Raw genomic sequence first — 25,279 nt, 5'->3', positions numbered from 1 at the left:
ACCGCTGCCTTTACTACTCCCGGCTGGGCTTGCCGCTATAGCGTATGATTGGCTTCTCCTCTTCACGGTCAATCTGCTGAGAGAAAACCTCGAGTGCCGCGAAGAGTGGCCGCAGTCCACGCCACAGATCCTCGTCATTAAGTAAGCGGATGATGCCACGGATGCCCGGCGCGGCTTTTTCCTGCCGCGCCTCATCCCGAGCCGGCTTAACGGCCATTGCAGCATCACGCACCGCCAGCAGTAAGTGATTAAAACGCTCTGGCGGCACGCTGCCCAGCGTCATCATCAACAGTGACAGGTTTTGCAGCGCATTTTGGGTGCCGGGCTGATTGAGACCTGAGACCAGAATTTTCCCTACGTCGTTATTTGATTTAACGAGATCGTTCGCCAGCCGCAGAAAACCGTGCTGGTGGAGATTTTCAAGCAACTCGTCCATTGCCTCCCGGGCAGTGGGCTCGGTGCGTGTGGGCGGGACCTGATACTTCATCCGTTCTGCCATTAAAATTTCTCCGGTTTTTCGACATGTTCAGGCGGTTCACGATAGCCTGCCTGCTGCCATTTCTGCTCAATCGGCAGGTGATCCAGGGGTGTTCGGCTACCATGACGGAAATTGTGTAGCGGCACCGGATTAGGCTGCGGGCGTCGATCGACGCGCGTCATGTTGACAGCGATCTCTTTGTAAGCGGGCGTGTTGACGTCAGGATCGTGATGTTCACCAGTCAGTGCATTAACGCCATCAGTACCATGATGAATTGGCATGAACAGCACGTTACCCGCCACACGGTCTGTAATAACCACTGGCACATCCAGCGATCCCCGACGCGAGGTAATCCGTACCCACTCACCTTCAATGAGCGCGCGCGAGGCTGCAAGTTCCGGTGAGATCTCAACAAAGGCATTAGGCGACAATGACATCATGCGGCCACCCTGCCCGGTCTGATTCATTGACTGGAAATGCTCCAGCATTCGGCCATTGTTCAGCAGCAGATTGTATTCGGCATCCTCCTGCTCAGCGGGCGGCTGCCAGCTCAGCGGATAGAGGCGCGCTTTACCATCCGGGAAATTGAACCGTTCTGTATAGAGACGGGGTGTGCTTTCACCTTCAGCGTTGACCGGCCAGAGTTGCGACTGCCAGCCGGCGAGTTGCTCATAACTCACACCCGCGAAAATCTCTGCAATGCCCGCCACTTCCGCCATAATCGCGCCGGGATTCGGGTAATGCCATGGATGTCCAAGACGCGCCGCGAGATCGGTAAAAATCTGCCAGTCAGGACGACAATCACCCAGTGGCTTCATGGCAGGAGTAAAATGCTGAATGCGCCGCTCGGTATTCACAAAGGTGCCCTCTTTCTCCACGCTGGGCGCACCGGGCAGCACGACATCGGCAAATTCGGCGGTACGCGACATAAAGATGTCCTGAACCACCATAAATTCCAGCTTGCTGAAGGCGGCATGCACCGATGTGGCGTCGGCATCCGCAAACGCTGTCTCTTCCCCGGTGATGTACATTGCACGGATTTTACCTTCACCGGCCTGCTGCACCATTTTGAAGTTATCGGCGCCAGCCTTATCGGAAAGCGCATCAGGAGAGACGCCCCACGCGCGCGCCCATTTTTCCCGGATCGACGCGTCGGTGACTTTTTCATAGCCCGGATAGCGATTGCTGAGGCAGCCGAAATCACTGGCGCCCTGCACATTGTTGTGACCGCGCATCGGATAGCCGCCCGTGCCAGGCCGACCATAGTTGCCGGTGACCAGCAGCAAATTCGATAGCGCGGTACTGGTGTCTGCTCCGTGGCTGTGCTGGGTAATCCCCATCGCCCACAATATGCAGGCGCTACCCGCGTGTCCGATCATCTCCGCCGACTCTTTGAGTTCGGCTTCACTCAGACCGCAAATCTCGCTGGCATAGTCGAGCGTAAAGGTATCAAGCGAGGTGCGATACTCTTCTAGCTGATTAACCCGCTGTGCCAGAAACGCATCATCGGCATAACCGTGGTCGAACATATATTTCGCCATCGCCGAGGCCCAGACCAGGTCCGTGCCAGGTCGGATGCGCAGATAGCAGTCCGCCCGTTCCGCCATTTCATGACGACGCGGATCGACAACCAGCAGTTTCTGACCGCGATGTTTGTGGCTCTGTTTGATGTGGGACGCAATCACCGGATGGTTCTCGGCCAGATTACTGCCGACCAGCACAATCAGTTCGCTCTCCTGCAGATCCTTTATCGTTCCCGCATCACCGCCGTAGCCCACGGTGCGAAACAGCCCTTCTGTCGCCGGGTTCTGACAATAGCGCGAGGAGTTGTCGACATTGTTAGTGCCGAAGATTAAGCGGGCGATTTTCTGAGTAAGATAGGCTTCTTCGTTGCTGGCTTTGCTGGAGCCAATAAAGCCAATCGCATCGCCACCATAATTCTGCGCGATGCCCTGCAATCCTTCAGCTACCCGCTGCAACGCCTCATCCCAGCTGGCGGGCCGGAACCGGCCATTTTCGCGGATCAAGGGCGTCGTCAGACGCGCCGGGCTATTAACAAAATCCCAGCCGAACTTACCCTTAACACAAGTAGAGATGCCATTAGCGGGCGCGTCCGCCACCGGCTGAATTTTCAGGATGTGACGATCGCGGGTCCAGATCTCAAAGCTGCAGCCCACGCCGCAATAGGTGCAGACCGTTTTAGTGCGTTTAATCTCCGACTGCCTCAGCGCCACATCGATGTTGGAGACGCCGGTGATCGGCCCCATGCCGATACTGTTTTCCATCGTTTTGACGAAATCGATCAGCGGGCGCTTCAACCCCTCATCCATTGCAGTGAACGGACCCGCATCAGGCTGCATGGTCTTTTCCAGTAATGCATTACACGGACACACTGTGACGCAGTGTCCACAGCTGACGCAGCTGGAACCGGCGATTTCTGTGCCGCCATCCCAGAGCACGCGGGGATGTGCCTGGGTGTAGTCAATAGAGAGTGTCTCATTGACCTCCACATTCTGGCACGCCTCGACGCAGCGACCGCATAAAATGCACTGGTCAGGATCGTAGGTATAAAACGGGTTAGAGTGATCTTTGGCGTAGGGTTTGGGCTGATGAGGATAGTACTGAATCGGAATGTGCATATCAGCCACGGTATTATGCAGCGTGCAGTCACCGGTGTTGTGTTCACAGACGGTGCAGTAAAGCTCGTGACGGTTGAGCAGTCTATCCATTCCCTCCTGTTGCGCGGCCCTCAGCGCAGTACCTTCACTCTGTACCGAGAGCCCCTCTTCAGTGCGAAGCGTGCAGCCGCGAACCCGCTCGCCATTGGCATCCACCCAACAGACATCACAGCTTTGCAGCGGCGGCAACGCCGGGTGGTAACAGACATGAGGTAGTTTTTTCCCGTGAGCATCCAGAAAGTCGATTAGCGGTTGATTAGCTAACCCTTTTAACCGTTCACCATTAAAGAGAATGGTGCAGTAATTTTCACTCATATAAGCCTCATGGCGTCATTGCGAATAGCGTCCTGCTGGAAAAATATCCCTGAATTTAGAGGGTTGCTTCACAAGCTTAGTGAGGATTAGCAGCCGCGCCATGAATACCGCTACGCTTATCAGGGTTACTTACTGACTGTTAAGGGTTTTTTAAATGTAATGACTTCTTACCACGTGAACCACGTCATGTTTTACCTTACGGCAGGACGGCAGGAATCACCGTTATCGGCATTTTTGTATTGCTAAGCGATAAGCACCCGATGGCTGATGATAAGGTTAACTATGAAATGATTTGTATGTTGTAACTATATGGTGAGCAGTTTGATATTCCTTTCTGACCCCGTACAAACATCAGCATTAACCTGGTTCTCTCTCATTAAACCTGTCGATTAATCCACTATCGAATCCCTCTGGAATTTGTACCAGTTAATATCTGAATCCATTCAGTGCCGTCCCCATTGAATTGGGTATTAAGGCATGCTGAAACGGTTTAACCCGTTTGAACAGCTTATGGATTAATTACGCACCTGACCTGCACAGTTCTTCTGGCCATTATCCGATCATGAATACATTGCAATGATATGGCGTTTTAATAAAAACGTATGGGTTCTCTACCCGGAAAGCCCTGAGCCACGCCACGGTAATTAGTGTATATTTTAGCCATTTCAATCAGTGAGTTATCCGAATTTTAACAAGCTGTTAATTATAAGATGATAATGATTTTCGTTATGGTAATATCCTCTTAACCCCGCCCGATGCCCTTTTATCCGGGTCTCTTTGCGCGTCATGCTTAATTCCGTGACCATTAAAACGCTGGCTGAAATGAGGTCTTTATGAATTCCATCGTATATATCGTTGATGACGACGCCGCGGTGACTTCTGCACTCACTAATCTCCTCATCGCCGACGATTACACGGTTATCTCTTTCTCTTCAGCTGATGATTTCCTGTCTCACGCGTTAACGCCCCTTCCCTGTTGCCTGATTCTGGATATTAATCTGCCTGGCGCAGATGGGTTTGATGTCGCGCAGGCGTTGATCGATCGTGGCTATGCTATTCCCACGATTTTCCTGACCGGCTTCGGGACCATTCCGGTCACCGTGCGGGCGATGAAAACTGGCGCTTATGAGTTCCTGACTAAGCCCGTCGAACCTGAGCGTATTTTGCAGGCGGTCGCGGAAGCCTTAGAGATTGCAGAGCAGAATCTGGCCTCTTCTCAGGAACGGCGGGAAATTGTGCAGCGGCATCAGACCCTGACGCCGCGTGAATCCGAGGTGATGCTGCTGGCGATTAGCGGTCTGTTGAATAAACAGATTGCTGCAGAGATGGGCGTCAGTGAAATTACGGCTAAAGTCCACAAGCGACGGGTAATGGAAAAAATGAATGCGCGTTCGCTCACCGATCTTGTGCGGGCGGCAGAGCGGCTCAATATTGAACATAGCCGACGCCGCTGAAACCCGGCAGTCGACCTGTTCCTCTCGCTCAACCCAATGGCAGAGTAAACCAGAAACGGCTGCCACCTTCCGGCCGGTTTTCTGCGCCTAACTCACCAGAATGCTTTTTGATGATCCCTTTGCTGATCGTTAATCCCATGCCCATACCGCTTTTTTTGGTGGTATAGAATGACTCAAAAAGCCGTTCCCGCACGTCATCACTTAATCCGCAGCCGCTATCCAGCACCTCAAACCGCAGCGTATCTGGGGTGGGATTCTCTGACGTCAGGCGCAATAGCGCCGCGCGCGGCAGATCGTCGGACATAGCATCGATCGCATTGATCACCAGATTCAGCAGCACCTGCTGGATCTGAACGCGGTCGCAGAAAATCTCTGCTTTAGCAGCCCTGAATTTAAGTTCCAGCGAGACACCCCGCCGTTCCAGCTCTACACGGGAAAGCGCCAGAATGTCACGGGCGATCAGATGGAGGTTTTCCAAAGCAAAGCACGATTCATGATTACGGGTCAGCGCCTGCAGGCCGCGAATAATCTCCCCGGCACGTTTGCCCTCTTTAATAATCTCATCTAAACCGCTGCTGGCGTTTTCCAGCATCAGCGGCTCACGCTTCAACCAGCGCAGGCTGGCACCCGCATTAGCCACGATAGACATCAGCGGCTGGCTGATTTCGTGAGCGATGGAGGCTGTCAATTGCCCGACGGTCGTGGCGCGCGTAACACGCGCCAGGTCCGCCTGCGCCATGCGCGCACTGTCTTCCGCCATACGCTGCGAGGTGATATCTGAAATGGTGCCAAAGTACTCTTTCACCTCAGGGAAATTGTTTACCGGCTCCCCAATACCTTTGATATAGCGACATTCACCGTCTGACCTGATTACCCGAAACTCTGCCTGCATGCTGCGTCCCTGACTGACGCTGTGCGTCACCAGTTCGCTGATAGATTCATAATCATCAGGATGAACGCGGGTCAGGAAGTCTGCCATCGACAGTCCATGTTGTTCGGCTGGCAGTCCCAGTATCCGGGCATATTCTTCAGAGACTATCATCATGTCCTCGGCTACTTCCCAGCGCCAGGTGCCGGTATGACTGATTTTCTCGCCCAGCATCAGCGAAGTCTTGCTGGCACGCAGCTGTTTCTCAACCCGACGCCGATGGTTGTTCTCCTCCAGCAGTTCCGCATAGAGTCGCGCCGTCTCCAGGGAAACAGCCGCCTGCGCGCTCAGGGTTTTAACAATGTGGGAATGCTCAGCGGTGAACGCATCGGGCATCAGGCGATTTTCCAGATAGAGCACCCCGACCATGTTGGCCTGCCTGAACATCGGCACACAAAGCACCGCCGCGCCTGAAGCCACCAGATAGGGGTCCTGACTGAACGGACTGAATACCTCCGGTTTACTGGTGCGAATCTCCTGACCCGTGCGGATCACTGCTGACAGCACCGATAGCGGCAGGTCATTTGCGTCAGGCCGCTCTTTGACAATCTGAACCCGCACGCCATCAGCCGTGCTTTCTGCCCAGGCCTGTGTCTCTGGCAGGTTGCCATCCAGAATCCGGATGAGGCGACAGCGCTGGGCACCTGCCCGCTCCAGCAGCATCCGCATTAGGGTGTGAATCAACCGATCAAGATTGATCTCTTCCGTCAGAGCGCGCACGGCGGTCAGCACGCTTTCCAGATCGTAGAAAGCGGCATCCTGCGTAAACGGAATCGTCGCCAGCGCACTGTTTTGCACCGGTGCGGCCAGGTGCGGATAGTGCTGCTCCAGCTGGCGCACCATCGCCTGCGCTCCCCAGTTGTCCCAGCCTGTCATTGCTACTTTGATGTAGGCATCTGCCGCGGTATCGAGTTGCAAGGCTTTGCAGTAGCGGCCCGCCAGCTGATTGGCCAGCGCATGAATGTGCAGGTATCCAGACTGCCGGGAAAGACGAATGGCATTTTCATACTGCTTCAGCGCCTCACCCGTGTCGCCCTCAAGCCGGGCGCACTCTGCCCTCAGCAAGGCATATTTGTCTGCAAATAAACCGGGGTTAAGCTCCGTCCAGCCAGCAAACTTGTGGAGATGAATGCGCAGCGCGCTGCTATCAGTGGTTTCAGACAGCTGACTCAGGGAGAGTGCAGTATAAAAATGCATATCCATCATATAGATATAAGCAGGCACCGCGCTGATCAATGGCTGGATTTCTTCCAGACAGCGCAGCGCATCACGATATTCACCGGCATAGTAATGGGCCATTCCCCGATACAGGCCCGCCCAGAACTGCACCATCGCCTTATGGCCGGAGTTCGGACCTGGCTCACTGCCGGCCACCAGCGGCAAAGCCTGGTCGCGCTCGCCTGCTCTGAACCCACTGCTGTTACGCAGTTGCATCACCAGCTGCTTTTGCATCAGCAGCACGTTCTCAACGTCGGGATAACCCGTTTTACGCGTAAAGGCGAGTCCGCGCTCAAGTGAGGTCATCACGGACTCCAGGTGATCGCCGCGTGTCAGCGTGTTCATGATTTGATGACGCAACGAAAGACAGGCAAAAGAGCGATCGCCATACTTCACCGCGACGCGAAAACTTTCACGGGCACATTCAATGGCGACGTCCAGCGGCTGTGTCCAGATCCCCACCTGATCCAGCGGCAGCAGAGTACGGGCTTTATAACGGGTAAAGTCATACCGCTCCACCAGCTCGCGGGCCACCCGACCGCAGGCATAACTAAAATGCCAGGTCTGATACCGTTCTCCTGTCAGCACGCTGAACCAGGCCAGACCAAACGCAGAGGCACCGGTTATGCCGTGGTCCAGCGTCATCTGCAGCATCTGACAGACCAGGATTAAATGGAGCTTTGGGCAGTCATAGGCGGAGACAAATATGGTGCTGGCCATCAGGTTTAGCACCGACTCAACATCAGGATCGCTGTTAAGCGGCAGCCGGTTCAACGTATCCTGCGGTGAATCGCCGATTCGCGCCCGAATCGCCAGGCAGGCGGCGTCGATCTCCACATCATCCGGATCCCTTTTGAGATGCACACCAAACACTGCCAGCCAGGCAAGCGCGGTTTCCAGCGCCAGATGGTTGTCAGACTGGCGCATATGGATTTCAGCAGAAAGACAGGCTGCCTTTGATTTTTCACTGAGCGTGCCTGGCTCACGTAGCAGCCGGGTACAGAGCGTTTGCGCTGACGTGAGATTACCGTTAAGAAACTCGCACTCCGCTTCATCAAACCCCAGCATAAAGTCATTACCGGTCACCATTCGCAGGCTGAGTCGCTGGGCGGTGCGCAGATAGCGCAGCGCTGAGAGGTAATCTCCGGCGCGTTTCGACGCCTGCGCGGCTCGCAGACAAAGAGGATAATAACGTTCACGATCTGTCACAGTCAGTGGCAGCTCAGCAATCATCCCAATGTGATAAACCGCGCGGAACAGCGTCTCATTGTTATCCCCGCTTGCGACCGCTGCGGATAGCCAGACCGCTGCCTGCTGATGAAGATGCTGTTGCTGCCGCAGGTCAGGCAATAATAACGCCGCGTTGTGCACGCGATCGTGCGTAAACGCGTAGTGCCCACCGGTCAGGGTGACAAAACGACCGCTGACAGCCGGTTCAAGTTGCTGCTGAATCAGCGTCACAGGCATCGCACTCAACTGACCTAACAGCGAGAGCTCGCCACTGGCCCCCAAACAGGCCAGCGAACCCATGAGCTGCCGCGTGGTCTCTGGCATCCGTGCCAGCTGGCTTAACACCAGCGTGGCCACATTGTCGGTGTAACGACGCGCCATGAGCGCCTGACTGTCGTAATGCCATTTCGGCGGATTTTGACGAAAGTTAATCACCCCATCCTCTACCGCCTGCCGGAAGAACTCCTGCATCGAAAGGGGATTGCCGCCGGTTTTCTCGAAAAGGATCTGCGCCAGCTCGCGATTACCGCCAGGACGGGTATGCAGCATTTGCGCCAGCCAGCGGCCGATGCGTTTCACACTCAACGGCTGCGGCGTCAGCGCCACTACCCGCGGTGCGGCGGCCCTGATGCGCAGCAGAAATCCGGCAATCATCGGACAGGGCATTGATTCACCCTCCCGAAAGGCGAGCACCAGCATAAAGGGCAAATGCTCATTTCGGGTTATCAGGTTTTCCAGCAGTTGCAGCGTGGCAGGGTCTGCCCAATGTACGTCATCAATCAGCATAACCAGCGGACGGCCCGGCGTGGCGAAAGCCTGAACAAGCGCAGAGGCCATCTGCGTGAACTGCTCGCGGGCGTCCAGTGCATGGCGCACCACTGGCTGTAAATTCCCAATATTGAGCAGCTGTTTTAATTCAGGCACCAGCTCAATGGCTAAATCGACATAGCCGCCCAGCAGACGCAGCAACCGGCCCCGCCATTTTCTGACCTCTGGCGCTGACAACCCCAGCAGATAAAGCGTGACCGTGCGAAACGCGGAAGCCACAGCGGCAAAGGGTGCGGTCGGCGAATGTTGATCGGCCTTGCTGGCGGCCAGTAAAATCTGTCGGTGCTGCAGGGTTTTCAGGGCGCTCGCGATAATCGCGGACTTACCCGAACCAGGCACACCGCTGAGCATCACCAGGCTCTGTGTTCCAGTGCGGATGACCGTATCCAGCGTCGTCAGCAATACGCGAGCCTGCGGATGCTGACTGAACAGAGTCTCAGGCCGGAAACTGGTGTTAAAACGCTCCTGCAGTCCGGGCGTAAACGGCGCAATGGTGTTTTCACCTGTCAATGTGGCCTGACAGCGGCGAAGGTCGGCCATCAGCCCCTGCACGCTCTGATAACCGTCAGCGGGTGACTTTGCCAGCAGGCGTAGCAGAATCACCGAGAGCATCGGCGGCACATCGTCTCTGACCTGTTCAGCTGGCCGGGGCGCGCTGGCGATGTGATGATGAATCCACTCTGCTTCACCTGCGTCAGGTGAGCCAAAGGGTAGCTTGCCGGTCAGATACTCATATAACACCACGCCCAGACTGTAGAGATCGCTGAGGCTGCTGACCGGATGTGGCGTGCGACCGGTGTGCTCAGGGGACATATAGGCCAGCGTGCCGCCTGAGGCACGCAGGCTGTTTTTCTCAGCCGACTGCGCCGCCAGGGAGGCGAGTCCAAACCCGCCCAGCCGGAACCGGCCATCGTCAGTAATAAAAAAATGGCCTGGCTTGATATCCCCGTGCACGATGCCCTGATGATGTGCCTGACCCAGCGTGTCGCAAAGCTGCAATGCCACCTGCAGGAAATCGGCGATTTTTTCGGGAGGCGTAGCAAGATTGTTAGCCAGGGTGCGAAATGGGAAGGTGGGATAAATCAGCGCATAACGATCAAGATAACGGGTCGTGCCGGTGGCGGTGATGGCCCAGCGTGGTGACAGATACGCAGCCAGAGCACGCTCATTTTTGAGCCGCTGGGTGGCCTGAAAAGTGACGTCGTCACTTTTACCCGTGGCGATGATCAGTGACTCACCCGACTGGCGGCGCGCCAGCATCCAGAGAAGACATCCCTCCTGTGCCAGCGGCATCAGGATGTCAAAATTTTCAATCGCGATCCCTGCGTCATCACTCTCCAGGGAAGTAACTGAAAGAAGGCTCATCAGCGCACATCTCCCTGAGATAACTCGCATCGGATCAGTGTCAGCAGCGTATCAACATCAATGGGCTTTCGCAAAAAAGTCATGGCCCCGAGCCCAATGGCATACCACAGCGTGGTTTCTTCCACATCTGCCGAGATAAAAATTACCGGCGGCAGATCAGCCCGCGCCTTGAGAAGGGTAAAAAGCTCAAACCCGGACATGCCCTTAAGGCCAACATCAATAATAAGCATACCCGCCTCAACCAGCGCATCGTCATCGGCCAGTAATGCCTCACCGGATTCAAATGATCGGGTTACGTAGCCGTCCGAATGCAACAGATTGCTCAGTCCACTGCGGACCGCGCGTTCATCATCGACGATGACAATACGCTGGGGAAACGTCATGCAGGTATCCTCTGGAACGCCTCACCGCGTGGCATGCGAGGACTTAAGGCGTGTTATCACCCTCGGGTGGCGGTGTCCCACTGATTTTTGGCATGCATTCATGGCGGAACCACTTCAGCGTCACCGGCTGTCGCCTGAACAGACGTTTAGCCAGCGGTATTAACTGTTCACCCACCAGCATGCCAGACAGCCCTGCCAAAGCAATGACGGGCGGCGCCGGAGAGTTGACGTTGATCAGGGCATAGATTACCCCGGCGAGCAGGCCCACCGCGAGAGAAATAACGCAGGATTTCAACATGTTCAGCTTATCCGCAATAAGGATGAAACGGGATGAACATCAGGCTGAAGCAAGGCAATTGCAGGCTTTTGTGCGGGAGATACCGCATGCACCAGCGCCCCACCCAACAGCATCCCCAGCAGACCCAGCAGCGCAATCGCGGGCGGTGCCGGTGACCGCACCTTTAGCAGGCCATATAGCAGGCCAATAAGCACCCCGGCAGCCAGGGAAACAAGTAGAGGATTCATGACCAGCTCCTGTTATGCCACTCAGCTGATCGGCGATTTTCCGCCGATCAGCTGGATGCCTTAGCGTATCGGTGCGTGAACCGGTGCCAGGGTACGGTGTTCACTTTTCTGACGTGATGGTGCTTTATGCACCATGGTGTAGGCGTAATCGACACCAATGCCGTAAGCACCTGAATGTTCTTTGGCGATGTTCATCACCGCATCATAAGTGTCACGATTGGCCCAGTCACGCTGCCATTCCAGCATCACCTGCTGCCAGGTTACCGGCACCACACCCGCCTGAATCATGCGCTGCATCGCGTAGTCGTGTGCCTCTTTAGTCGTGCCGCCAGACGCGTCTGCAACCATGTAGATTTCGTAGCCGCCTTCCAGCATCGCGCAGAGCGCAAAACTGTTGTTGCACACTTCGGTCCAGAGGCCAGAAACCACGACTTTTTTCTTCCCGTTGGCGGCCAGCGCATCACGCACTTTCTGATCATCCCAGGAGTTCATTGAGCTGCGTTCCAGAATATCCAGCCCTGGAAACACATCCAGTAACTCCGGATAGGTGTGACCCGAGAAGCTTTCGGTTTCTACCGTGGTGATGATGGTGGGGATACTGAAGACTTTCGCCGCCTTCGCCAGCGCAACGGTGTTGTTTTTCAGCACCTGGCGATCGATGGATTGCACCCCAAAGGCCATCTGCGGCTGCTGGTCAATGAAGATGATCTGGCTGTTATGTGGCGTGAGGACTTCAAGCTTAGCGTTGGACATGCGTTCACCCATAGAGGTTATGTAACGAAATTTCCGCCAACCGGCGTGTGCAAAATGACGGTCAGTGCAGGTTTATCGCCCTGCTGCTGGCTGTCTGGTCGCAGTGTAGAGCGACCTGCAACAGCAAACTATTATCTCTGCGTATAACTATACGAAGGTATAGGTATCCCTCTGTATAACTAGACGCCCCGTTAGCCTGCTCACCATAATCCGGCTTATTCGTGCCCTGTTATCTGCGGCACTTCCTGTCCCGCGCTAAGCCGGACACCCCCGATGAGGAGCATCTATGGTTACGCTCGGTAAAGCAGAACTGATACTGACCCATGGCAAATTTCATACCGTTGACCGCAGTAATCCAGTGGCAGAAGCGGTTGCGATTCGCGATGGCAAGTTCGTGGCGGTCGGCACGCTGGCAGAGGCGATGGAATTTCACTGCGACGGCACCAAAGTGGTCGATCTTAAGGGCCACACGGCCGTGCCCGGCCTGAACGATTCACACCTGCATCTGATTCGCGGGGGGCTGAATTACAACCTTGAACTGCGCTGGGAAAGCGTGCCATCGGTTGCGGATGCGCTGCGGATGCTGAAAGAGCAGGCGCTGCGTACCCCTTCGCCGCAGTGGGTTCGCGTAGTAGGAGGCTGGACTGAATTCCAGTTTGCCGAGCGCCGGATGCCGACGCTGGATGAGATCAACGAAGCAGCACCGGACACGCCGGTTTTCGTGCTGCACCTCTATGACCGCGCCCTGCTCAATCGCGCCGCTCTGAAAGTGGTGGGCTACACCAAAGAGACGCCAGACCCGCCGGGTGGCGAAATCCAGCGCGACAGCAACGGCAATCCCACCGGTCTGCTGATCGCCCGTCCCAACGCGATGATCCTCTACGCTACCCTGGCGAAAGGACCGAAACTGCCGCTGGAACAGCAGGTCAACTCCACCCGCCAGTTTATGCGCGAGCTGAACCGTCTGGGTCTGACCAGCGCCATTGATGCGGGCGGCGGCTTCCAGAACTATCCCGAAGATTACGAAGTGATTGCTGAGCTGCATCAGAAAAAGCAGATGACGCTGCGTATCGCCTACAACCTCTTCACGCAGCGTCCGGGCCATGAGCTGGAAGATTTTGAAAAGTGGACGGACATGCTGACGCCAGGTCAGGGCAGCGACTATTTCCGTCACAACGGCGCAGGGGAAATGCTGGTCTTCTCGGCAGCTGACTTCGAAGATTTCCTGGAGCCTCGTCCGGATTTAGCCCCTGGCATGGAAGACGAGCTGGAGCGCGTGGTGCGTCATCTGGTTGAGCATCGCTGGCCTTTCCGTCTGCATGCGACCTATGACGAGTCGATCAGCCGGATGCTGGATGTGTTCGAAAAAGTGAATCGTGATATTCCGTTCAATGGCCTGCACTGGTTCTTTGACCATGCGGAAACCATTACTCAGCGTAATATCGATCGCATTAAAGAGCTGGGCGGTGGCATTGCCGTGCAGCATCGCATGGCGTTCCAGGGTGAATACTTTGCTGAGCGCTACGGCATAGAAGCCACCCGCCATACCCCGCCGGTTCAGAAAATGCTGGAGACCGGCGTGCCGGTCGGGCTGGGCACCGATGCGACCCGCGTTGCCAGCTACAACCCCTGGACCGCGCTCTACTGGCTGGTTTCTGGCCGCACCGTGGGCGGCATGCAGATGTATGATGTCAGTGCCCGCCTTGATCGTGAAACGGCGCTGATGCTCTGGACGCAGGGCAGCGCCTGGTTCTCCAGCGAGCAAGGCAAAAAAGGCCAGCTTAAGATTGGACAACTGGCGGACCTGGCGGTGCTGAGTAAAGACTTTTTCAGCGTCCCGGAAGAGGAGATCAAAGGCATTGAGTCAGTGCTGACCGTGGTGGATGGCAATATCGTCTATGCCGCCGGATCGTTCAGCGCAGATGCGCCGCCTGCGATTCCGATCCTGCCGGAGTGGTCACCGGTGGTAAATGTGCCGGGTCACTATCGCAGTGCTCCGCCGGTTGCGCAGAGCCGTGCAGGCATGATGCCCGCCGTCCACCACTGCAGCGGCCCGTGCGGTGTTCATCGCCACTCGCATGAGATCGCCCGTGGATCCAGCGTACCCGTTGCCGAAGATAACGCCTTCTGGGGCGCGCTCGGCTGCAGCTGCTTCGCGTTTTAATCATGAACTATGCTATCGCTCTTTCGCCCCGCATCAACGCGGGGCTGTTCTTCCTGCGCCTGACCGGCAGCCTGCTGTTGTTACAGGTACATGGGCTGCCGAAAATTCTGCATTTCAGCGAAGAACTGACGCGCATCGAAGATCCCTTCGGGCTGGGACCGATGATGAGCCTGCTGCCCGCTATCGTGGCGGAAGTCATCTGCCCGATTTTTATCATTCTCGGCTGGGGAACCCGGATTGCGTGCCTGCCGATCATCGCGGTGCTGCTGGTTGCGATGCTGGTAGTCCACCCTGGCTGGTCACTGGCGGAAGGCCAGTTCGGCTGGCTGCTGCTGATTATCTTTACCACGCTGGCGCTGACCGGGCCAGGCGGCTGGCGCATCGGCGCAGCGAAACCTAAGGGGAGGCGTTATGGCACAGGTTAATGATATTCATCAGGTTGAGCAGGAACAGCCTGATGTGCGGCCCACTAATGAGGTTTCGCCGTTACAGCCACTGCGTCAGCCGGTGTTCCGTATGTTATGGATCGCCACTGTGGTTTCAAATATCGGATCATGGATGAATGATGTCGGCGTGAACTGGACCATGCTGACGCTGAGTGCCGATCCTCTGGCCGTGGCGCTGGTGCAGGCAGCCAGCAGCCTGCCGATGTTTCTCTTTGCACTGCCCTCCGGGGTGATGGCGGACATCGTTGACCGCCGTAAATATTTGCTGTTTTCCCAACTGTGGACGTTTACCGCCGCCGCCGGGCTGACTGTACTGGCCTGGACCGGTCATGTGACACCCGGCGTGCTGCTGGCCGCTGCCTTTTTACTGAGCGCAGGTGCCGCGATGAGTTCGCCGCCGTTCCAGGCGATCGTGCCGGATCTGGTGACCAAACCGGAGCTCGGGCCTGCCATTGCCCTTAACTCCCTGGGCATTAATATCAGTCGCGCTATCGGACCGGCACTGGGTGGCCTGATCCTGTCGTTCGCCGGCCCCTGGATGGTCTTCCTGCTTAATGCGCTGTCAGTGCTGGGTGTCACCTGGGTGCTCTGGCGCTGGAAAGCGGATCCGAGCGTGCAGCGCCTTCCGCCAGAACACTTCTTCCCGGCGGTACGGGCCGGTCTTCGCTACGTTCATGCGGCACCGGTCTTGCGTAACGTACTGGTGCGAACCTTCTCGTTTTTCCTGTTTGGCAGCGCGGGCTGGGCATTGCTGCCGCTGGTGGCACGTCGTGAACTGGGCCTCGGCCCTGGCGGCTACGGCATCATGCTGGCCTGCATCGGGGTCGGCGCGATTACCGGCGCGGTGCTGCTGCCGCGTTTGCGTCGTCACTTAAGCTCCGATCGCCTGATGGTGCTCGCCAGTCTTCTCTTCGCCCTGACCATGCTGGCGCTGGCCTTTGTGCGGCACTTCTGGCTGCTGAATGCCTTTGAGTTCTTCACCGGCTTTGCCTGGATCGCGGTGCTGTCGACGCTGAATCTTGGCGCACAGCGGAGCGCCGCGAAATGGGTGAAAGCGCGTGCGCTGGCGGTCTATCTGACAGTGTTCTTTGGATCGATGACCGCAGGCAGCGCCCTCTGGGGACAGCTCGCCTCGCACTTCGGCATTCCGCTGTCGCTCTGCGTCGCCGCGCTGGGGATGGTGCTCGCCAGCAGCACCGTCTGGCGCTGGCGTCTCGATCAGGATCCCGATCTCAATCTCGATATGGTTGGCGATGGCGTTAATGCGCCTGCACTGGATATCCGTCATGAACGAGGGCCAGTGATGGTAAATTACGAATACCGGATTACTATTGATGATGCACATGCCTTTACCGTCTGCATGCAGGATATGCGGCGGGTCAGACGTCGTGGTGGCGCCATCAACTGGTCACTTTATGAAGATATCCTGCAGCCCGGTATTTTCGTCGAGACGTTTGTGGTCGGCTCCTGGGTCGAGCATCTGCGTCAGAAAGAGCGCTACACCATCAACGACAAAAAGATAGAGCGGCGGGTTTTCGCTTTTCATCAGGGTGAAAATCTCCCCGAGGTTCGCTATCTGGTGGCGCCAGTGTGACTGGCTACACCTTCTCATCATTCATCACGTCATACAGAGGGCAATACCATGAGCACCTTTAAAACGACCGACGGTACACAGATCTACTTTAAAGACTGGGGAACCGGTAAGCCTGTTTTGTTCAGCCACGGCTGGCCGCTGGATGCCGACATGTGGGACAGCCAGATGAACTTTCTGGCCGACCATGGCTATCGGGTGATTGCATTTGACCGCCGTGGCTTTGGCCGCTCAGATCAGCCCTGGAACGGCAATAACTACGATACCTTTGCGTCGGACATCAACGACCTGATCACCCATCTTGACCTGCAGAACGTGACGCTGGTGGGCTTCTCTATGGGTGGCGGTGACGTCACGCGTTATATCGGCAGCTATGGCAGCGATCGCGTCGGGGCGCTGGTGCTGCTCGGTGCCGTTACACCTATCTTTGGCAAAACGGCAGACTATCCGCAGGGTGTCGATATGTCGGTGTTCGAAGGCATTCGTGATGGCCTGCTCAAGGATCGCGCGCAGTTTATCAAAGAGTTCGCGACGCCGTTCTACGGCACTAATGCCGGACAGACCGTCTCCGATGGTGTCATGACGCAGACGCTGAACATCGCGCTGCTGGCCTCACTCAAAAGTACCGTGGATTGCGTGACCGCCTTCGCGGAGACCGATTTCCGTGCCGACGTGGCGAAAGTGAATGTGCCGACACTGGTCATTCATGGCAGCAACGACCAGGTCGTGCCGTTTGAAACCACCGGCAAGGTTGCGGCGGAGATGATTGAGGGTGCTGAACTCAGGATCTATGACAATGCGCCACATGGTTTCGCCGTGACGCATCAGGATCAGCTGAATCAGGATCTGCTGGCGTTCCTTAACGCGCAGTGATGCAAAAAACTGCGCGACTTTCACCGCGCAGTTTTCGTTTTATCGGGTTGGATGATTCACTTCATTCGGGCGCAGGTCGAATAACAGCACCTCTGCGCCTTCACCATGACTGAACGACAGCGTTTTCTCGTCGCGAACCCGCGCACCATCTCCGGCATTAAACTGCAGGCCATTGACTCTGACACTGCCACGCGCCACATGAATATAGGCGTAGCGATCGTCCGGGAGTGTAATAGTCTGCTGCTCATCGCCCTGGAACAGTCCTGCATAGATGCGAATATCCTGGCGTACCCGTAATGCCCCATTTTCACCGTCCGGCGAAATAATCAGCCGCAGATTACCGCGCTTATCTGCTTCGCTGACGGAGATCTGCTGATAACCTGGCGGAGTGTTTTTCTCTGCGGGTACCACCCAGATTTGCAGGAAATGCACACCCTCGGTGCCGGAGTGGTTGAACTCGCTGTGGGTCACACCGCTACCGGCACTCATTAGTTGCACATCGCCAGGGACAATCACCGAACCGGTTCCCATTGAGTCTTTGTGCTCAAGCGCCCCTTCCAGCACATAAGAGATAATCTCCATGTTACTGTGCGGATGAGCGCCAAAACCTCGTCCTTTGGCAACCCGGTCATCATTAATCACCAGCAGATCGGAGAAGCCCGCCTGTTTCGGATCCCAGTAGTTTGCAAAAGAGAAGGTGTGACGTGAATTCAGCCAGCCGTGATCGCCCACACCGCGTTGCTCTGACAATCTTTGCTCAATCATATTCTGCCCCTTCGTTGATTCGGGAAGTGCGAATGCCCTTCGATGGAAACAGCATATAAGTAAACCTGAGTGCCACACAATGACCTGATCTGGCAATCACTGTCTCATTTAGGTGGACAATATGAGCGACAATATCCCGATGAAGGGTATGCGGGTGAGGCGTTCAGCTGCTGGCTCGCACCAACAGCTCACCCTGCATAATCACAGATTGCGGCGGCGCGTCGGGCCAGGCAATTATCTGCAACACCAGCTCACAGGCGCGACGACCTATCTCCTTCGAGGGCTGAGCCAGCGTGGTCAGCGGCGGTGAGACCATGCTGGCCAGTTCGCTGCCGTCAAACCCCACCACGGCGATATCCTGAGGGATCCGCAGTCCCGCCTGCTGAATCGCCGCCATCGCACCGGCGGCCAGCGTATCGCAAACCGCAAACACCGCGTCAGGCCGGCTTTCAGCAGCAAGCAGTTGATTCATTGCTGCTTTACCGGCACTGAAACTCAGTGCACTGGCATACGCGATGGCCTGCCAGCTCAGTTGCTGTTCATCAAGCTCTGTGGTGTAGCCCTGCTGACGCAGGCGGGCATAACGGTAGCTCAGGTCGTGATTGATCAGCGCGATGCGCTTTCGTCCCTGCCTGGCAAGATAGTGCACCACGGACTGCGCAGCGGCTTCATCATCAATGCCGACGCAGGAGATCTGGCCGTTATCATCATGTTCGGCGCACTGAACCCAGGGTGCCGAACCTATCAGCTGACTCAGTTCCGGGAGTTTGCTGAAGGCATCCATGGTGATGATGCCATCCACCATCTTGCCGGAGAGCAGTTGCAGACTGGACCGTGAACGGGCGATGTCCGCGCCGGAGTTACATAACAGGATGCGATAGCCGTTTTTCTCCGCCTGCTCCTCAATGCCTTTGACAACCTCAGCGCAAAACGGGTTGGAGATATCTGAAACCAGCACAAGGATCATTGAACTGCGCGCTGTACGCAGCTGACGTGCCAGCAGATTGGGCTGGTAGTTGCTCTCTTCAATTGCCGCGAGGACTTTCTGGCGATTAGCCGGTTTCACGCTGTCGCTGTTATTCAGCACTCTGGAAACGGTAGCGACCGAGACGCCCGCCATCCGGGCGATTCTCTGTATAGACATAGCGCTCCTTCTGTTTGAATCCGTGCAGATCGCCCACATAACACAGCCGCTGAATCTGCAAAATGGCCTCAGGTGTCACGATCCAGGCCCAACTGATGGCGTACTGATGGGCCGTTCTCTGCCAGAGCAAAATCATCAAAAGCGCGATCAGACACCGGAATGATATGCCGGCGGATAAACTCCGCGCCTTCACGCGCACCCGTCTCGCTATCCTTCAGGCAACACTCCCACTCCAGTACTGCCCATCCGTCATAGCCATACTGCGCCAGCTTGCTGAAGATACGGCTGAAGTCGATCTGACCATCGCCAGGCGATCGAAACCGTCCGGCGCGGGCCAGCCAGGGCTGATAGCCGCCGTAAACGCCGCTGCGCCCGTTAAGCTGATACTCAGCATCCTTAACGTGAAAGGCTTTGATGCGCGAATGATAAAGGTCGATGAATTGCAGATAATCGATGTGTTGCAGCAGGAGATGGCTGGGATCGAACAGGATATTGCAGCGCGGGTGGTGATTAACCTCCGCCAGAAAACGCTCAAACGTGACACCGTCATGCAGGTCTTCGCCGGGATGAATTTCATAACAGAGGTCAATGCCGTGATGGTCAAACAGATCCAGCACCGGCAGCCAGCGGCGCGCCAGCTCAGCAAACGCCTCATCAAACAGCGCGTCATGCTGCGGTGGCCACGGGTAAAACCAGGGCCAGGCGAGCGAGCCGGAGAACGTGGCATGCGCACGCAGGCCGAGCTTCTTTGAGGCAGCCGCAGCCCTCTTCAGTGTGGCAATAGCCCACTCAGTGCGCCGGGCCGGATCGCCACGTAATGCCGCCGGGGCAAAATTATCAAATGCCAGGTCGTAGGCCGGATTAACCGCTACCAGTTGACCTTCAAGATGGGTAGAAAGCTCGCTGATCTCCAGTCCGAAACCGGCCAGCACCCCTCGCACCTCGTCACAGTACGTCTGACTCTCCGCCGCCTTTTTAAGATCGAAAATAGCAGGCTGATGACAGGGGATCTGCAGTGCCTGATATCCCAGCCCGGCGGCCCACTTCCCCAGCCCCTCCAGCGAGTTAAACGGCGGCTGCGGGGTGATGAACTGTGCCAGGAAGATGCCCGGCCCCTTAATTGTTCTCATCATTAACTCCTGTGTCCTGCTATCGCCTAATCACGGTATTTGAACGAGAAGAAGAAGATAATCGCAATCAGCGCTGCAGCAATCGCGGGGATCCACCAGAATAACGCCCAGCTCTGGGCTGTGGCATTGCCCGCCACCAGATGGTTGTACAGAGAACCGGAGATTTGGGATCCCAGCAGCATGCCAATGCCGTAGGTGAACATCACCACCATGCTCTGCGCCTGACCTTTCACCTTTTCACCGGCAATCCGATCGGTGTAGATAAATCCCACCACGAAGAAAAAGTCGTAACAGACACCATGCAACAGGATGCCGAGGTAGATCAGCGTGCGCGTCTCATCGCTCATGCCCAGCGCGAACAGGGCGTAGCGAACAAACCACGCCATCATCCCAATCAGCAGCATGGTTTTGACGCCGAGGCGACGAAACAGCAGCGGGATGATCAGCATGAACAGAATTTCAGACATCTGTCCCAGTGACATCAGCGTGCTGACGTCCCGGATACCGGCATCCGCCAGCCACGAGGCGGTGAAGGCGTAATAGGTGCCCAGCGGAATGGAAATCAGCGTGGCGCACAGAGCAAATACCATGAAATGACGCTGTCGCAGCAGTGCGAAGGCGTCCGCACAGAAGAGATCGCGGACTTTCAACGGCAAACCTTTGGCTGGTGCCGGCGTATGCGGCAGCGTCAGGCTGTAAATCGCCAGCAGTATCGAGCAGAGCGCCGCCAGCTGAAACACCGCCACGCTGTCAGCAATGCCGGTCACGCCGATAAAGATCCCCGCCACGATCCAGCCGATGGTGCCGAAGACTCTGACGATGGGGAAACTCCGCTCACTGCTGGCGAGACTGTGAAAGGCGATGTTATTTGAGAGTGCCAGCGTCGGCATAAAGCAAAGCGTATAGCCAAATAACAGCGCGATTAGCAGCGCGCCGTTCTCCGCAATCAGCGCCTGTGGCACAAACCAGAGGATGACTGCGCCCGCCAGGTTCATCACGGCCATGACTTTTTGTGATGGGAAAAAGCGATCCACCAGCATGCCGAGCACAAACGGCGAGAGAATTGAGGCGATAGGTCCAGCTGAAAACGCATCACCAATCAGCAACGGCATATTGTGTCGGGTCATCACCAGCCCCAGCGTGACCGACCAGCTGCCCCAGATAAAAAACTGCATAAACATCATGAGAGAGAGTCGCGGCACCAGCAGCTTATGCTGCACCCGCTGGCCTGCGCGCGCCTGCACCGTTGCAATCATGGAAACCTCGTGAATAAGTAATCGATTACTTTTTGATGGTGTGAAAGTAATCGATTACCGTAACAGGTTCTCCTGCCCCGATCACAAATTATTCACGCAGCGTTATCATCCGGGTATCAACGATGCCAGACGATGGTGTCGGGAGGTCAACTGGTGGCATCAACCACCCGTGCTTTCCGGAAGCGATATCGCTCATACAACACCGAATAGAGACCGCCGATCACCACCAGAATTGCACCGATAACGGTGGTGGAAGCCGGCAGATTACCCAAAAGCAGATAGCCCACCGCCACCGACCAGATCAACGTCGTGTAATCAAACGGCGCCAGCAGTGAGGCTTCTGCGTACCGCAGGCTCAGGGTCATCAGGATCTGCGTGATACCGCCCAGCAGTCCACATCCCACCAGTAATGCCAGTTGGTTACCCTGAGGGACTTTCCAGCCGCCCGGAAGCGTAACCAGCGAGGTTAGCGCCGTGGTGACAGCAAACCAGAATGCGATAGCACCGGGCTTCTCTTTCCCGTTAAGAAACCGAATCTGAACCAGTGCACAGGCAGTACATAAGGCTGCCATTAACGCCAGCAGAATGCCCACTGAGGATGAGAGCGAGAATGTGGCCTGACTCGTCAGGGTAAGATGCCCGGAGAACATCACCAGGATGCCGCTAAAACCGGTGAAAACTGCCACCCAGCGATGGTGCCGGACTTTTTCACGCAGAAACAATGCCGCCAGTAGCACGGTAAAAAGCGGCGCAGCATAGTTAATCGCGGTGGCATCGGTCAGGGAAATGTAGAGCAGCGACAGATAACTGAAATAGAGGCCGCCGGTTCCGGCCAGTCCTCGCACAAAATGTCCGCGAATATTCCGGGTGCGAATGCCATCCAGTATGCTGCCCTGAAAACTCAGCCAGATTAACAGTGGGACCAATGCCAGCACTGAACGGAAAAATATCACTTCACCGACCGGGATTGCGCCATCCAGTCCTTTAACACAAGCCAGCATCAGCGTTGAACTTAACGCAGCTGTGATCTTCATCGCTATGCCAGCGGAAGCGTTCATAGGGTTTTTGATCTCATCATGGGGAAAATTAGCAGGAGAATCAGCACTCTCAACCACCATACTGGCACAATGCGATGCTGTGATCTGCCGTGATTGCGTTACAGACGGCATTTTATATTTTTTTGCCGCCGCGTCACGGCATGAACTGGCATGTGGATCGGCGTCCCTGCTGGTACACTCTTCCTTCTGCCCTGCTCTATGGGCCGCTTCTCTAAGGAACAGGAGTCTCCGATGTCCACGCTGCGTTTACTGCTATCTGAATCTAACGACCCCTGGTTTAATCTGGCGGTAGAAGAGTGCATTTTCCGGCAGATGCCCGCCACCCAGCGCGTGCTATTTTTGTGGCGTAATGCGGAAACGGTGGTAATCGGACGGGCGCAAAATCCGTGGAAAGAGTGCAACACGCGACGTATGGAAGAAGATAGTATCCGGCTGGCGCGTCGCAGCAGCGGCGGTGGCGCGGTATTTCACGACCTCGGCAACTGCTGTTTTACCTTCATGGCTGGCAAGCCGGAGTATGATAAAAGCGTCTCGACCGCCATTATCCTGCGTGCACTTAACGCGCTGGATGTCCCGGCGGAAGCGTCCGGACGTAACGATTTAGTGGTCAACACCGCTGAGGGACTGCGTAAAATCTCCGGTTCCGCCTACCGCGAAACACCGGACCGGGGTTTTCATCACGGCACTATCCTGATGGATGCCGATCTAAGCAGGCTGGCGGACTACCTTAATCCTGATGTGAAAAAATTGCAGGCCAAAGGGATTACGTCGGTCCGCGCAAGGGTAACCAATCTGGCAGAATTAGCACCGGGTATCAGCTATCAGGCGATCTGCTCAGCAGTGACTGACGCCTTTTTCGATCATTACGGAGAACGTTGTGAACCAGAGATGATTTCGCCTGAAGCCTTGCCCGACCTGCCGGGTTTCACAGAACAGTTCGCGCGGCAGAGTAGCTGGGCGTGGAATTTCGGTCAGGCACCTGACTTCTCGCATCTGCTTGACCAGCGTTTTGCCTGGGGCGGTGTGGAAATCCACTTCGATGTTGAACGTGGCGTGATCACTCGTTGTCAGATTTTCAGCGACAGTCTCAATCCTGCGCCGCTTGAAGCACTGGCGCAACGGATGCAAAACGTCACTTACCGCCCAGACGCCCTTGAACCGGTACTGAGTCAGCTGGTTGCGGATTTCCCGTTGCAACAGGCAGAGCTGACAGAATTGCAGCACTGGCTGGTCGCCAGCCTACGCTGAACAGTTGTTTTCATTTGCCCGTTTAGAAATCTGTCGCGGGCCATCTTCTCCTTAACAGCATTCCGTAAAAGACAAACGCAAAAAACCCGCACAAGGCGGGTTTTTATTAATTATCAATTTCAGGCTTATCTGCTCAGGCTGTTGCCGTCATCGCTATTGTAAGCGTTATTGATAACTAAGGCTTACATAGGGACTACGTTTGCCGCTGAAGGACCTTTAGCGCCGTTTTCAATCGTGAATTCGACCTGCTGGCCTTCGTCCAGAGTTTTATAATCGTTGCTCTGGATTGCAGAGAAATGTACGAATACATCTTTGCTGCCGTCCTGAGGAGAGATAAAACCGAAACCTTTACCAGCGTCAAACCATTTTACTAAACCAGTCATTTTATTAGACATCGATATTTCCTTAATTTATGAGCCACTACGTGGCGAAGATGGCCTGTCTTTCAGAAGGTAACTTACCAGGCTTTTAGGAGGAGACTCACAAAGAAGGGGTATCTTGAGATATCGCTTACACTGAGGACTGCTTTACTAAAACTGCTTTGATAAGGTCTGTGTTCCAAACCGATGACGCTATTAAGCCACGCTTTACCTATTTTAGCAAACATTTTTTTAATTTATTTTTAACATCCAGACGTCCGGAGCCCTTAAAGTGTTCCGTCTCATTTGATCCTGTCCGTTATTATTGCTTTCATTAACTGCTTATTTAACGAACAACAAATGAAGCAGCATAAAAAATAAACTTTTATTGATTAAGCCGTAATAAAACGCAAAAAACCCGCACAAGGCGGGTTGTATTAATTATCAATTTCAGGCTTATCTGCTCAGGCTGTTACCGTCGTAGCGATTATAAGCATCATTGATAATCAGGGCTTACATAGGGACTACGTTTGCCGCTGAAGGACCTTTAGCGCCGTTTTCAATTGTGAATTCGACCTGCTGGCCTTCGTCCAGAGTTTTATAATCGTTGCTCTGGATTGCAGAGAAATGTACGAATACATCTTTGCTGCCGTCCTGAGGAGAGATAAAACCGAAACCTTTACCTGCGTCAAACCATTTTACTAAACCAGTCATTTTATTAGACATCGATATTTCCTTAATTTATGAGCCACTACGTGGCGAAGATGGCCTGTCTTTCAGAAGGTAACTTACCAGGCTTTTAGGAGGAGACTCACAAAGAAGGGGTATCTTGAGATATCGCTTACACTGAGGACTGCTTTACTAAAACTGCTTTGATAAGGTCTGTGTTCCAAACCGATGACGCTATTAAGCCAGACCTTATCGACTATAGCAAACATTATTTTAATTTACTTTTAACATCCAGACGTCCGGACCGCCTTTATTGATTTTCTTAGCCTTTTTAAATTTTCAGTCAGGCAGAATGATAATCTTCATTGAACGATCAGAGTAAAAGGCCTTGCTGACAATCAATGTTGAAAAATGATACGAG

The 25,279-nt window shown here is 55.2% G+C and carries 20 protein-coding genes; 6 read left to right on the top strand and 14 right to left on the bottom strand.

What is annotated here, in order from left to right; all coding sequences use genetic code 11:
- Positions 1 to 13: 13 nt before the first annotated feature.
- A complete protein-coding gene (locus tag NP77_RS20060; RefSeq protein WP_039661419.1) occupies positions 14 to 499 on the bottom strand; it encodes a DUF1641 domain-containing protein in 486 nt (161 codons plus the stop codon).
- Positions 499 to 3,471 (bottom strand): formate dehydrogenase subunit alpha, encoded by a 2,973-nt coding sequence (gene fdhF / locus NP77_RS20055; RefSeq protein ID WP_039661418.1) that lies wholly within the window; start codon positions 3,469 to 3,471, stop codon positions 499 to 501. Before fdhF ends, NP77_RS20060 begins: the two co-directional genes overlap by 1 nt.
- Positions 3,472 to 4,304: 833 nt before the next feature.
- On the opposite strand from fdhF, the gene NP77_RS20050 reads away from it, so the two are divergent.
- The gene (locus NP77_RS20050) at positions 4,305 to 4,925 is read left to right on the top strand and encodes a response regulator transcription factor (RefSeq protein ID WP_003855175.1); all 621 of its coding nucleotides are present in this window, start codon (positions 4,305 to 4,307) and stop codon (positions 4,923 to 4,925) included.
- Between the two features lie 28 nt (positions 4,926 to 4,953).
- Here the strand turns inward: NP77_RS20050 and NP77_RS20045 are convergent, their stop codons facing one another.
- From NP77_RS20045 to NP77_RS20025, 5 genes are read right to left on the bottom strand one after another with little or no spacing between them, the layout of a single operon-like run.
- Entirely contained in the window at positions 4,954 to 10,494 is a 5,541-nt protein-coding gene (locus NP77_RS20045; protein WP_039661417.1) for an AAA family ATPase, read from the bottom strand.
- Positions 10,494 to 10,877 (bottom strand): response regulator transcription factor, encoded by a 384-nt coding sequence (locus NP77_RS20040; RefSeq protein ID WP_003855179.1) that lies wholly within the window; start codon positions 10,875 to 10,877, stop codon positions 10,494 to 10,496. Before NP77_RS20040 ends, NP77_RS20045 begins: the two co-directional genes overlap by 1 nt.
- Before the next feature lie 43 nt (positions 10,878 to 10,920).
- Positions 10,921 to 11,175, bottom strand: coding sequence for a XapX domain-containing protein (locus NP77_RS20035; RefSeq protein WP_039661416.1), 255 nt, complete (start codon positions 11,173 to 11,175; stop codon positions 10,921 to 10,923).
- A gap of 2 nt (positions 11,176 to 11,177) precedes the next feature.
- The gene (locus NP77_RS20030; RefSeq protein ID WP_008924691.1) at positions 11,178 to 11,402 is read right to left on the bottom strand and encodes a DUF1427 family protein; all 225 of its coding nucleotides are present in this window, start codon (positions 11,400 to 11,402) and stop codon (positions 11,178 to 11,180) included.
- Positions 11,403 to 11,462: 60 nt separating this feature from the next.
- Entirely contained in the window at positions 11,463 to 12,155 is a 693-nt protein-coding gene (locus NP77_RS20025) for a hydrolase (protein ID WP_033742913.1), read from the bottom strand.
- Between the two features lie 286 nt (positions 12,156 to 12,441).
- Between NP77_RS20025 and NP77_RS20020 the strand changes: the two genes are divergently transcribed.
- From NP77_RS20020 to NP77_RS20005, 4 genes are read left to right on the top strand one after another with little or no spacing between them, the layout of a single operon-like run.
- Positions 12,442 to 14,319 (top strand): amidohydrolase, encoded by a 1,878-nt coding sequence (locus tag NP77_RS20020; protein ID WP_039661415.1) that lies wholly within the window; start codon positions 12,442 to 12,444, stop codon positions 14,317 to 14,319.
- Between the two features lie 2 nt (positions 14,320 to 14,321).
- On the top strand, positions 14,322 to 14,744 hold the full coding sequence (locus NP77_RS20015) for a DoxX family protein (protein ID WP_039661414.1): 423 nt from the start codon (positions 14,322 to 14,324) through the stop codon (positions 14,742 to 14,744).
- Positions 14,731 to 16,359 carry an MFS transporter gene (locus NP77_RS20010; protein WP_003855189.1) on the top strand — a complete coding sequence of 543 codons (1,629 nt, stop codon included), beginning with the start codon at positions 14,731 to 14,733 and terminating at the stop codon, positions 16,357 to 16,359. The genes NP77_RS20015 and NP77_RS20010 overlap by 14 nt, the downstream gene beginning before the upstream one ends.
- A 48-nt stretch (positions 16,360 to 16,407) precedes the next feature.
- Positions 16,408 to 17,229: an alpha/beta fold hydrolase gene (locus NP77_RS20005; protein ID WP_003855192.1), complete on the top strand. Its 822-nt coding sequence runs from the start codon at positions 16,408 to 16,410 to the stop codon at positions 17,227 to 17,229.
- 39 nt (positions 17,230 to 17,268) lie between these two features.
- Here NP77_RS20005 and NP77_RS20000 read toward each other — a convergent pair whose 3' ends face one another.
- The 5 genes from NP77_RS20000 to NP77_RS19980 form a co-directional block, all read right to left on the bottom strand.
- Entirely contained in the window at positions 17,269 to 17,994 is a 726-nt protein-coding gene (locus NP77_RS20000; protein WP_003855194.1) for a pirin family protein, read from the bottom strand.
- 163 nt (positions 17,995 to 18,157) lie between these two features.
- A complete protein-coding gene (locus NP77_RS19995; protein WP_039661413.1) occupies positions 18,158 to 19,138 on the bottom strand; it encodes a LacI family DNA-binding transcriptional regulator in 981 nt (326 codons plus the stop codon).
- 68 nt (positions 19,139 to 19,206) lie between these two features.
- Positions 19,207 to 20,268: a sugar phosphate isomerase/epimerase gene (locus tag NP77_RS19990; protein WP_039661412.1), complete on the bottom strand. Its 1,062-nt coding sequence runs from the start codon at positions 20,266 to 20,268 to the stop codon at positions 19,207 to 19,209.
- A 26-nt stretch (positions 20,269 to 20,294) separates the two neighbouring features.
- On the bottom strand, positions 20,295 to 21,524 hold the full coding sequence (locus NP77_RS19985) for an MFS transporter (protein WP_039661411.1): 1,230 nt from the start codon (positions 21,522 to 21,524) through the stop codon (positions 20,295 to 20,297).
- A gap of 146 nt (positions 21,525 to 21,670) precedes the next feature.
- Positions 21,671 to 22,582 carry a DMT family transporter gene (locus tag NP77_RS19980; RefSeq protein ID WP_039661822.1) on the bottom strand — a complete coding sequence of 304 codons (912 nt, stop codon included), beginning with the start codon at positions 22,580 to 22,582 and terminating at the stop codon, positions 21,671 to 21,673.
- Positions 22,583 to 22,813: 231 nt separating this feature from the next.
- Here NP77_RS19980 and NP77_RS19975 point away from each other — a divergent pair, with 231 nt between their 5' ends.
- On the top strand, positions 22,814 to 23,830 hold the full coding sequence (locus NP77_RS19975) for a lipoate--protein ligase A (protein ID WP_039661410.1): 1,017 nt from the start codon (positions 22,814 to 22,816) through the stop codon (positions 23,828 to 23,830).
- A gap of 182 nt (positions 23,831 to 24,012) precedes the next feature.
- Here the strand turns inward: NP77_RS19975 and cspA (NP77_RS19970) are convergent, their stop codons facing one another.
- Together cspA (NP77_RS19970) and cspA (NP77_RS19965) are read right to left on the bottom strand one after the other, a co-directional pair.
- Positions 24,013 to 24,225: an RNA chaperone/antiterminator CspA gene (cspA, locus tag NP77_RS19970; protein ID WP_003855207.1), complete on the bottom strand. Its 213-nt coding sequence runs from the start codon at positions 24,223 to 24,225 to the stop codon at positions 24,013 to 24,015.
- Positions 24,226 to 24,702: 477 nt separating this feature from the next.
- A complete protein-coding gene (gene cspA, locus NP77_RS19965; protein ID WP_003855207.1) occupies positions 24,703 to 24,915 on the bottom strand; it encodes an RNA chaperone/antiterminator CspA in 213 nt (70 codons plus the stop codon).
- Positions 24,916 to 25,279 lie beyond the last annotated feature (364 nt).

Origin of the sequence: Pantoea sp. MBLJ3 (assembly GCF_000816655.1) — a bacterium.
Classification (GTDB): Bacteria; Pseudomonadota; Gammaproteobacteria; order Enterobacterales; family Enterobacteriaceae; genus Pantoea; species Pantoea eucalypti.
The sequence above is the reverse complement of the archived record's forward strand: the minus strand, read 5'-3'. Positions and strand labels throughout refer to the sequence as shown.

Excerpts from the sequence above, each read along its gene's own strand:
- NP77_RS20025 (WP_033742913.1), bottom strand. The coding sequence starts at position 12,155 with ATGTCCAACGCTAAGCTTGAAGTCCTCACGCCACATAACAGCCAGATC.
- fdhF (WP_039661418.1), bottom strand. The coding sequence starts at position 3,471 with ATGAGTGAAAATTACTGCACCATTCTCTTTAATGGTGAACGGTTAAAA.
- NP77_RS19995 (WP_039661413.1), bottom strand. The coding sequence starts at position 19,138 with ATGTCTATACAGAGAATCGCCCGGATGGCGGGCGTCTCGGTCGCTACC.
- cspA (WP_003855207.1), bottom strand. The coding sequence starts at position 24,225 with ATGTCTAATAAAATGACTGGTTTAGTAAAATGGTTTGACGCTGGTAAA.
- NP77_RS20040 (WP_003855179.1), bottom strand. The coding sequence starts at position 10,877 with ATGACGTTTCCCCAGCGTATTGTCATCGTCGATGATGAACGCGCGGTC.
- NP77_RS20000 (WP_003855194.1), bottom strand. The coding sequence starts at position 17,994 with ATGATTGAGCAAAGATTGTCAGAGCAACGCGGTGTGGGCGATCACGGC.
- NP77_RS19990 (WP_039661412.1), bottom strand. The coding sequence starts at position 20,268 with ATGAGAACAATTAAGGGGCCGGGCATCTTCCTGGCACAGTTCATCACC.
- NP77_RS20060 (WP_039661419.1), bottom strand. The coding sequence starts at position 499 with ATGGCAGAACGGATGAAGTATCAGGTCCCGCCCACACGCACCGAGCCC.
- NP77_RS20015 (WP_039661414.1), top strand. The coding sequence starts at position 14,322 with ATGAACTATGCTATCGCTCTTTCGCCCCGCATCAACGCGGGGCTGTTC.
- NP77_RS19985 (WP_039661411.1), bottom strand. The coding sequence starts at position 21,524 with ATGATTGCAACGGTGCAGGCGCGCGCAGGCCAGCGGGTGCAGCATAAG.
- NP77_RS20005 (WP_003855192.1), top strand. The coding sequence starts at position 16,408 with ATGAGCACCTTTAAAACGACCGACGGTACACAGATCTACTTTAAAGAC.
- NP77_RS20035 (WP_039661416.1), bottom strand. The coding sequence starts at position 11,175 with ATGTTGAAATCCTGCGTTATTTCTCTCGCGGTGGGCCTGCTCGCCGGG.
- NP77_RS20030 (WP_008924691.1), bottom strand. The coding sequence starts at position 11,402 with ATGAATCCTCTACTTGTTTCCCTGGCTGCCGGGGTGCTTATTGGCCTG.
- NP77_RS20050 (WP_003855175.1), top strand. The coding sequence starts at position 4,305 with ATGAATTCCATCGTATATATCGTTGATGACGACGCCGCGGTGACTTCT.
- cspA (WP_003855207.1), bottom strand. The coding sequence starts at position 24,915 with ATGTCTAATAAAATGACTGGTTTAGTAAAATGGTTTGACGCAGGTAAA.
- NP77_RS20020 (WP_039661415.1), top strand. The coding sequence starts at position 12,442 with ATGGTTACGCTCGGTAAAGCAGAACTGATACTGACCCATGGCAAATTT.
- NP77_RS19980 (WP_039661822.1), bottom strand. The coding sequence starts at position 22,582 with ATGAACGCTTCCGCTGGCATAGCGATGAAGATCACAGCTGCGTTAAGT.
- NP77_RS20010 (WP_003855189.1), top strand. The coding sequence starts at position 14,731 with ATGGCACAGGTTAATGATATTCATCAGGTTGAGCAGGAACAGCCTGAT.
- NP77_RS19975 (WP_039661410.1), top strand. The coding sequence starts at position 22,814 with ATGTCCACGCTGCGTTTACTGCTATCTGAATCTAACGACCCCTGGTTT.
- NP77_RS20045 (WP_039661417.1), bottom strand. The coding sequence starts at position 10,494 with ATGAGCCTTCTTTCAGTTACTTCCCTGGAGAGTGATGACGCAGGGATC.